Annotated in this window: 8 protein-coding genes; all 8 read right to left on the bottom strand. The window is 64.5% G+C overall.

Annotated elements, in window-relative coordinates; genetic code table 11:
* Positions 1–602, bottom strand: a 602-nt coding sequence (locus tag EOA27_RS14210) for an ATP-dependent metallopeptidase FtsH/Yme1/Tma family protein (protein ID WP_189562026.1), incomplete at its 3' end; no start/stop codon positions are given.
* Positions 603–706: 104 nt separating this feature from the next.
* On the bottom strand, positions 707–2,083 hold the full coding sequence (tilS, locus tag EOA27_RS14215; protein ID WP_127256540.1) for a tRNA lysidine(34) synthetase TilS: 1,377 nt from the start codon (positions 2,081–2,083) through the stop codon (positions 707–709).
* Complete coding sequence (gene ybgF / locus EOA27_RS14220) at positions 2,077–3,234, bottom strand: tol-pal system protein YbgF (RefSeq protein WP_126080755.1); 1,158 nt, start codon at positions 3,232–3,234, stop codon at positions 2,077–2,079. Before ybgF ends, tilS begins: the two co-directional genes overlap by 7 nt.
* 214 nt (positions 3,235–3,448) lie before the next feature.
* Complete coding sequence (pal, locus tag EOA27_RS14225; RefSeq protein ID WP_126080754.1) at positions 3,449–3,955, bottom strand: peptidoglycan-associated lipoprotein Pal; 507 nt, start codon at positions 3,953–3,955, stop codon at positions 3,449–3,451.
* Between the two features lie 271 nt (positions 3,956–4,226).
* Positions 4,227–5,540 (bottom strand): Tol-Pal system beta propeller repeat protein TolB, encoded by a 1,314-nt coding sequence (gene tolB, locus EOA27_RS14230; protein WP_126080753.1) that lies wholly within the window; start codon positions 5,538–5,540, stop codon positions 4,227–4,229.
* A gap of 39 nt (positions 5,541–5,579) precedes the next feature.
* Positions 5,580–6,734 (bottom strand): energy transducer TonB, encoded by a 1,155-nt coding sequence (locus EOA27_RS14235; protein WP_127256542.1) that lies wholly within the window; start codon positions 6,732–6,734, stop codon positions 5,580–5,582.
* Between the two features lie 7 nt (positions 6,735–6,741).
* The gene (tolR, locus tag EOA27_RS14240) at positions 6,742–7,203 is read right to left on the bottom strand and encodes a protein TolR (RefSeq protein WP_042645743.1); all 462 of its coding nucleotides are present in this window, start codon (positions 7,201–7,203) and stop codon (positions 6,742–6,744) included.
* A 9-nt stretch (positions 7,204–7,212) separates the two neighbouring features.
* Positions 7,213–7,545 (bottom strand): MotA/TolQ/ExbB proton channel family protein (locus tag EOA27_RS14245; protein ID WP_189562027.1); only part of this gene is annotated, 333 nt, incomplete at its 5' end.

The following is a 7,545-nucleotide window of genomic DNA, read 5'->3' on the forward strand; positions in this document are numbered from 1 at the left end:
GTGCCGGGCGGGCCGACCAACAGCACGCCGCGCGGGATCTTGCCGCCGAGGCGCTGGAACTTCTGCGGATCGCGCAGGAACTCGACGATCTCTTCGAGGTCTTCCTTGGCTTCGTCGACGCCGGCGACATCCTGGAAGGTGACGCGGCCATGCGCCTCCGTCAGAAGCTTGGCCTTCGACTTGCCGAAGCCCATCGCTCTTCCGGAGCCGGACTGCATCTGGCGCATGAAGAATATCCACACGCCGAGGATCAGGATCATCGGCAGCCACGAAATCAGGTAGCCGAACAGCGAGTTGGAGCCGTCGGTCTCAGGCTTGGCGGTGATGGTGACGTTCTTGTCCTGCAGCCTGGAAACCAGCGACGGGTCGCCCGGCGAATAAGTCTGGAAGCCGTTGGCGTTGTCCGTGTAGTTGCCGAAGACGCGGGCACCCGCGATGGTCACGCTCTTGACCCGGCCGGAGGCGACGTCCTGCAGGAACTGCGAATAGGGGATATCCGTCGTTGCACCGCGCGTCTGAGGCGTCTGGAACAGATTGAACAGGGCGATGAGCAGGACCGCTATGATCGCCCAGAGCGCGAGGTTGCGATAGTTCGGATTCATCTATTGTCCCGTTGGAGCCCGCCTGCGGGCCCGCGATGATGGAGAAGCTTGGGCCTAACATAGGGAGAGCGCCTCCCCTTGCCAAGCAGAACAGCACGTATCGGTTAAGCTTTCGCCCACCGTCGCCCACCATCATGGCCATGGAATGGCGGCGCCGGCACCGGCGGCGCTCCGACAAGCATCGCGACGGCGGTGGCGGGTTCAATGTCGAAGCACGGCAGGAAGCGCGCGAAAGGGGCAACCGCCGGAACGATCGACACCGATTGCCGGCCGGCGTCGCCGCCAGCGAAATCAAGGCGTTTGCCGCCGGACCATAGCGCTGGCTCCGCGGCAAGCGCCGCGCGTGAAAGGCTCTGTGGAACATCCTCGCTGAAGGGCGCTTTACTGGCGGCGGCAGGGCCTAGCGGCGCGATCACCAAATCGCCCGACCCGTCTTTCAAAGTGATGCGCCGGCGGTTGTCCCAAAGCCAATTATCCGCCGGCGGCGCGGGGACGGGCAGGTTGCGGCTTTCGCGGCGAAGGAAAATGCCTGTACGGCGCGCATCGACCACCGTCCGCGACAATGTAGCGCAAAGCGATCCCAGCTGCAGGCGGGAAAGCAGCTCAGCACAGCGCGCCTGGTCGGCGAGAAAGGACATGCCGCCAACCGTGGCCAGCAGGATGCGCAGCACGTATACGGCCGCTTGGCCGTCCTCATGCCAAGCGAAATCGCGATCGAGGCGGATGAGACCCGGAACCGGTCTGCTGGCGAACGCGTCGATGAGCATGGCGGCGCGGCGGCCGATGTCGTGGCGCTCACGTGCCGCCTGGGCCGACAGCGCCAGCGCCTCGGCAATGCGCCGTTCGCCTTCGCCCTGCGCGAGCGACGCGCGCACGCGTGGCCGCTCGAAGCGGACATCCATATTGGTCGGGTCCTCGATCCAGCCGATGTCGCGATGCCGCAGCATGTCGCGCAGTGCCGCACGCCTTGTGCCGAGCAGCAGCCGGACGATCCAGGTGCGCCAGTCATGCAGCGTGGCGGGCGCCATGCCGGCAAGCCCGCGGCCGTCATCGTCGCGTGCCTGCCGCATCAGCACCGTCTCGGCCTGGTCGTCGGCGGTGTGCCCGGTCAGGATCAGCTTGATGCCTTCGGCGTCGGCTGCTTGCGCCAGCAGCCTGTAGCGCGCCGCGCGTGCCGCGGCCGGCAGACCGGTCAGGGGCTTGTCGCCGCGCCAGGCGAGAATGCGATGCGCGACGCCGCGCTCGGCGCAGAAATCGGCAACCTGCCGTGCCTCGGTGGCCGAATCCGGCCGCAAGCCATGATCGATCGTCACCGCGAGCAGCCTGGCGCCCGGTGCGGTCCGGTCGAGATGATCTTTGAGAAGGAGGAGCAGGGCGGTCGAGTCGCTGCCGCCGGACACGGCTGCAACGGCGCCGGTCGAAAGGTCCAGGTCGGAGAAAAGGTCGTCTGAGAGGTCGGCTTTGGTATCGGGCGTCAGCACGCCGCCAGCGCCTTTTCCTGCTTGATGCGCTCCTTGAGCGTGGCTGAGACGTCGGGATAGCGCTTGCCGATCTCGTTGAAAGTGGCGCAGGCGACGTCATTCTGCTTCAGTCCGACCAGCGAAACCCCGAGCTTGAGCAGCATGTCGGGGGCTTTCTTGGCCTTCGGGTACTCCTTGCTGGCGGCGAGGAAGACTTCGGCCGCGTCACGGTATTTCTGCTCACCCAGCAGAGACTCGCCCAGCCAGTAATGCGCGTCCGCCGCCTTGGCGTCCTTGGGGAAGCGCGAGATATGGTCGCGAAAGCCCTGCTCGGCGGTTGGATAGTCGCCCGACAAGATGAACTGGTAGGAATTGCGGTAGAGCTCGTCGGGATCGTTGGTCGACGGCAGGGCCGCGACTTGCGTGTCGCCGGACTTGTTCTTCTTGGCCGGCGTCTCGGCGGAAGGAGCGCTTGCCGTGGCCGCGGGAGCCTGCACCGGCGCGCTGGCTTGCGGGCCGGTCTCGGCATTGACGACATTGCCGTTCTTGTCGACGGTGATGGTGCCGAAATTCTTCGGCGGCGCGCCGGTGATCAGCTTGCCGGGGTCGCCGGTCTGCGATTCCACAATGACGTCGCCGACCGTCTTGCCGCCGCCATTTTGCCCGCCGGTGTCAGCAGGCGCCTGCGTCGCCGGAGCCTGCGCGACGCTATTGTCGGTTCCGGCGTCGCCGGTGCCGGAATCCCCGGTGCCGGCATCGCCGAGATTGGTGTTGCCGGTTCCGTCCTGAGGCGCGGCTTCCGATTTCTTCTGCCCGGCCGGCTTGGCGCCTCCTTGCGAACCGCCCTCGAGCTGCTGGAAGCGGAACTCATTGTCTTCCTGCTGCTTTCGGATCTGTTCCTGCATCTGCAGGATCTGGAAATTCATCTCCTCGATCTTGCCGTTCAGCTGGCGCAGCTGGTCTTCCAGACCGGTCACGCCGCCGCCACTATCCTGCGCGATCTGCGCCTGTTCAGGCTTCTTCTTGTCGCCGAAGATGCCGAGCGTCGGCAGGTGAAAGGTAAAGCCGTTGCCGGAAGCCTGTCCGGCGCTGTCGGCCGACGCGGCGAGGCTTGTGAGGCTTGATACGAGCAGCAGCGCAAGCGTGCCGCTCAGGACCGTTCTAAAATGCATTCTGTCTCTCGCGGTGGATGTGTTGGCCTGATGCGCCTTTCCAACAGGGGGAGGAAGCGCCCTCGCGCTCATAGCAGGACCCGAGACTTCGGCCAAATTTTGTTTCAAGTCGTTGCAAATGAAAAAGGCGGCCCTGAGGCCGCCTTTGATTCTTGCGATGTTGTATTTTTGCCGCCTGTGGCGTCGCACCAAGCGGCGGCCACGGGGCCTGTTATCAGGAACCGGCGCCCGACAGCGTGGTGACGGCGCGGCGGTTCTGCGACCAGCAGGAGATGTCGTCGCAGACCGCGACCGGACGCTCCTTGCCGTACGAGATGGTCTTCAGGCGGCCTGCGGAGACGCCCTTGGAAACCAGGAAGTCGCGGGTGGCGGCGGCGCGGCGGGCGCCCAGCGCCAGATTGTACTCACGCGTGCCGCGCTCGTCGGCATGGCCTTCGATGACGATCGCGTACTGGCGATACTGGTTGAGCCACTGCGCCTGGCGCGCCAGCGTGGTCTGCGCGTCAGCGCGGATCGACGAGGAGTCGGTGTCGAAGAAGATGCGGTCGCCGATGTTGACGGTGAAGTCCTGCGCGGAACCCGGCGTGGCGGCGCCGGCGCCGTTGAGCCCGAGATCGGCCGCGCTGTTCGGGGTCTTTTTCGACGCGCAACCGGTGATGGCGAGAGCCGCCACCAACGCGATCATCGCCGGGTTTCTGGTAAGTGCTGCGATACGGCCCATGCCGCCCTCTCCTTAGCATTCGAGTGATTTCGTTGATCACCCAGTAACCACGTTTGGGTTAACCGGCATTCAAGAAACACGGTTAATTTTTGGTTTCGGCCGCCGTCCTCGGCCGTTACGCATCCACGCATTTACCAAGATCGACAATGCGCGCGGACCGTAGGCGGAAATGCGGCCAAAACGCGACCAAGCCGTGGAAAATGGCACTAAGAAATTGAGAGCCGGGGCTTCTCGATTCCTCAGTTCTTCAATTCCTCAGTTCTTCAGTTCCCTATTCCAGCAACGGCGACCAAGCCGGATCCGACGCGTAGTTCGCGGTCGGGATCGGCTGCTCGTTGCGGCCGGTAAGATCGACCGAGACCAGCTTGGGTCCGCCGCCCGAGTCGCGGAAGAACATCAACACGCGGCCGTTCGGCGCCCAGGTCGGGCCCTCCTGCTGGAAGCCGGAGGACAGGATGCGCTCACCCGAGCCGTCGGTCTTCATGACGCCGATCTGGAATTCACCGCCGCTCTGCTTGGTGAAGGCGATCAGGTCGCCGCGCGGCGACCAGACCGGCGTCGAATAAACGCCGTCGCCAAAGGAGATGCGGTGCGGGTTCGAGCCGTCGCCACCCATGACGTAGATCTGCGAGCGGCCACTGCCGCCGCCGCGGTCTGAGGTGAAGACGACCTGCGAGCCATCCGGCGAATAGGACGGCGAGGTGTCGATCGCGGTCGAATCAGTGAGCCGCGTGGTCGAGCGGCTTCTCAGATCCATGGCGAAGATGTTGGAATTGCCGTCATCGCGCAGCAGGCTCATGATCACCTTCTGGCCGTCGGGCGAGAAGCGCGGCGCAAATGTCATGCCGGGGAAGTTGCCGACCAACTCGCGCTGTCCGGTTTCGATCTGCAGCAGATACACCTTCGGCTGTCCGCTCTCATAGGACATGTAGGTGATTTCCTGCCGGTTCGGCGAGAAGCGCGGCGTCAGCACGATGGCGCGGCCGTCGGACAGATAGCGCACATTGGCGCCGTCCTGGTCCATGATGGCGAGCCGCTTCTTGCGCGCGTTCTTGGCGCCGGATTCGTCGACGAAGACGACGCGTGTATCGAAATAGCCTTTCTCGCCGGTGATCTTCTCGTAGATCGCATCGGCGATGATGTGCGCGACACGGCGCTGATTGGCGTCGTTGGCGAAAAACTGCTCACCGGCCAGCTGCTGGTTGCCGAAAATATCCCACAGCCGGTACTGGGCGCGGATGCGGCCGTCCGCCTCCTTGCTCACGCTGCCGGTCACCAGCGCCTGCGCGTTGATGACTTTCCAGTCCTCGAAACGCGGCGAGGCATCCGGATTGGTGATCTTTTCGACAAAAGCGGCCTTGTCGATCGGCGCGAACAGCCCCGACCGTTTCAGGTCGGCTGTCACGATCTCCGATATCAGCGGACCAAGCCCTCCCTGAAAATCAGGGATGGCGATGGGCATCGGCTCGACATTGCCTTTGTTGACGTTCAGCTCAAGAGTTGCCTGAGCGGGCAAGGTGGTGACAGAACTTATGCCTGCCGCCATCGCGGCGACCATCAGGAGCGGCTTGAGGATGGATTTCATGTCTTCTCGCTTCTCTTGCTGATTTTTTGGGTGCTCAGGCTACAGGCCAAGCATCGCTCTTGGATCGAAGTTGACGCGAACGTCAGACCATATGTCCTGCTTTCCGGCGGGAACCTGCAGACCTGCGACATCGCATTTCTGCACGGCGCGGACCGCGCTGGCGTCGAACTGGGGGTTGCCGCTGGACTTCTCGACGGTCGGGCGGCCCTCGAGCTTGCCGGAGGCATTCAGGTTGAAACGGATGACCACGGTGAAGTTTTCGGAGCCCTCGAGGCCAACCGGAAGAGTCCAGCAACCGCCGAGCTGATCCTCCAACGCCCCTTGTTCCGACTTGGAGAGCTTCTGGCCCTGATCCTTCTCGCCGCCCAGCGAAGCCTGCTGTGTCGAGCGCTTGGCGCCGCCACCGGAAGGCTTCTGCTTGTCGAGCAGCGCCGTTATCTCGTCGGCGTTGAACTGCTTGTCTTCCGACTTCGGCTTCGACGACGCTTCCTTGACCGGCTTGTCGGCGTCCTTGCGGTCCGGCGCCTTGGCGCTCTCGGCCTGGGCCGGCTGCGGCTGCGGCTTCGGCCGTGCTTCCGGCGCGGGCGCTGAATCCGGCAGCTTCGCCTCATCCGTCGGCTGGTCCTGCGAGATCGCCTCGGCCACTGCGTCCGGCTTGACCTCTTCCTTCTGGATGGCCGCGGTCTTGTCGGGCGGCGGCGTCGCTTCCTTCGCCGGCGTCGGCTTGGGCTCCGTCTGCTTGACCGGCTCGGGCTTGACCTCTTCCTTCGGCGTCGGCGTCGGCGCGACTTCCGTCGCGGGCGTCGGCTTCGGCTTCTCCTGCGGCTTCGGCACGTCCTCGACCGCAGGCTTCTCGGTTGGCGTCGGCGCGGGCGGCGGCGCCGCCGTCTTCTCGACCGGCTTCGGCTTGGCTTCGTCCGTCACCGGCTTATCGGTGTCGGACGTGTTCTCGCCGACCTTCTGGGCATTGGGAACGACATCCGGCCGCTTCGTCGGAACCGGCGCCGGCTTGTCATGCATGACCGCCTTCTTGTCGCCTTGCAGCGTTTGCGCGATGGCCTCCATCGGCACGATATCCACCGCCACCGACTCCACGTCGGCGGCCGGCATGGCCGGTGGCGACGACAGCGTGAACAGCCCGAAGGCCAGCGCCACCGCATGCAAGATCACCGATGAGGTGAGGCCCGTGCGCATCTGGCGTCTACTGATCCTGTTCCTGCAGCGAGACCAAGCCGATATTCTTGTAGCCGGCGGCTGAAATGCGGGCCATGACCTTCATCGCCGTGCCGTAGTCGGTCGACTTGTCGCCGCGGATGAAGATGCGCTCGTCATAGCCGGTCTTCGAGATCGCCTGCAGCTTGGCCACCAGTTCCTCGATGGGGATCTCGGTTTCCTGCAGGAAAATCTTGCCGGCGGCGTCGATCGAGACGGTGATCGGCTGCGTATCGACATTCATCGCCTTGGCTTGCGTGTCCGGCAGATCGATCGGAACTCCGACGGTGAGCAGCGGCGCCGCGACCATGAAGATGATCAACAGCACCAGCATCACGTCGACCATCGGCGTGACGTTGATTTCCGACATCAGGCCATGGTGACGGCCACGGCGCCTATGGCCGCGTCCGCCTCGCCCCGAGCCACCTGCGCCAGCAGCAGACATCCCCATGATCGTTCCTCAGGCCTTCTGCGCTACTTTTTCATCGATTTGGCGCGAGAGTATGGCGGAGAACTCGTCCGAGAACCCTTCCATGCGCACGGCGAGCTTGTTCGCGTCCGATGACAGCTTGTTGTAGGCGATGACCGCGGGGATGGCCGCGAGCAGGCCGATCGCGGTCGCCAGCAGCGCCTCCGCGATGCCGGGCGCCACCACCGAAAGGCTGGTATTCTTCGACGCGGCGATCGCCTGGAACGAGGTCATGATGCCGATGACGGTGCCGAACAGGCCGATGAAGGGCGCGGCCGAGCCGGTGGTGGCGAGGAAGCCGAGGCGTCCCTCCAGCCTTTCCAT

Origin of the sequence: Mesorhizobium sp. M2A.F.Ca.ET.037.01.1.1, assembly GCF_003998075.1 — a bacterium.
In the GTDB taxonomy this organism is placed as follows: Bacteria; Pseudomonadota; Alphaproteobacteria; order Rhizobiales; family Rhizobiaceae; genus Mesorhizobium.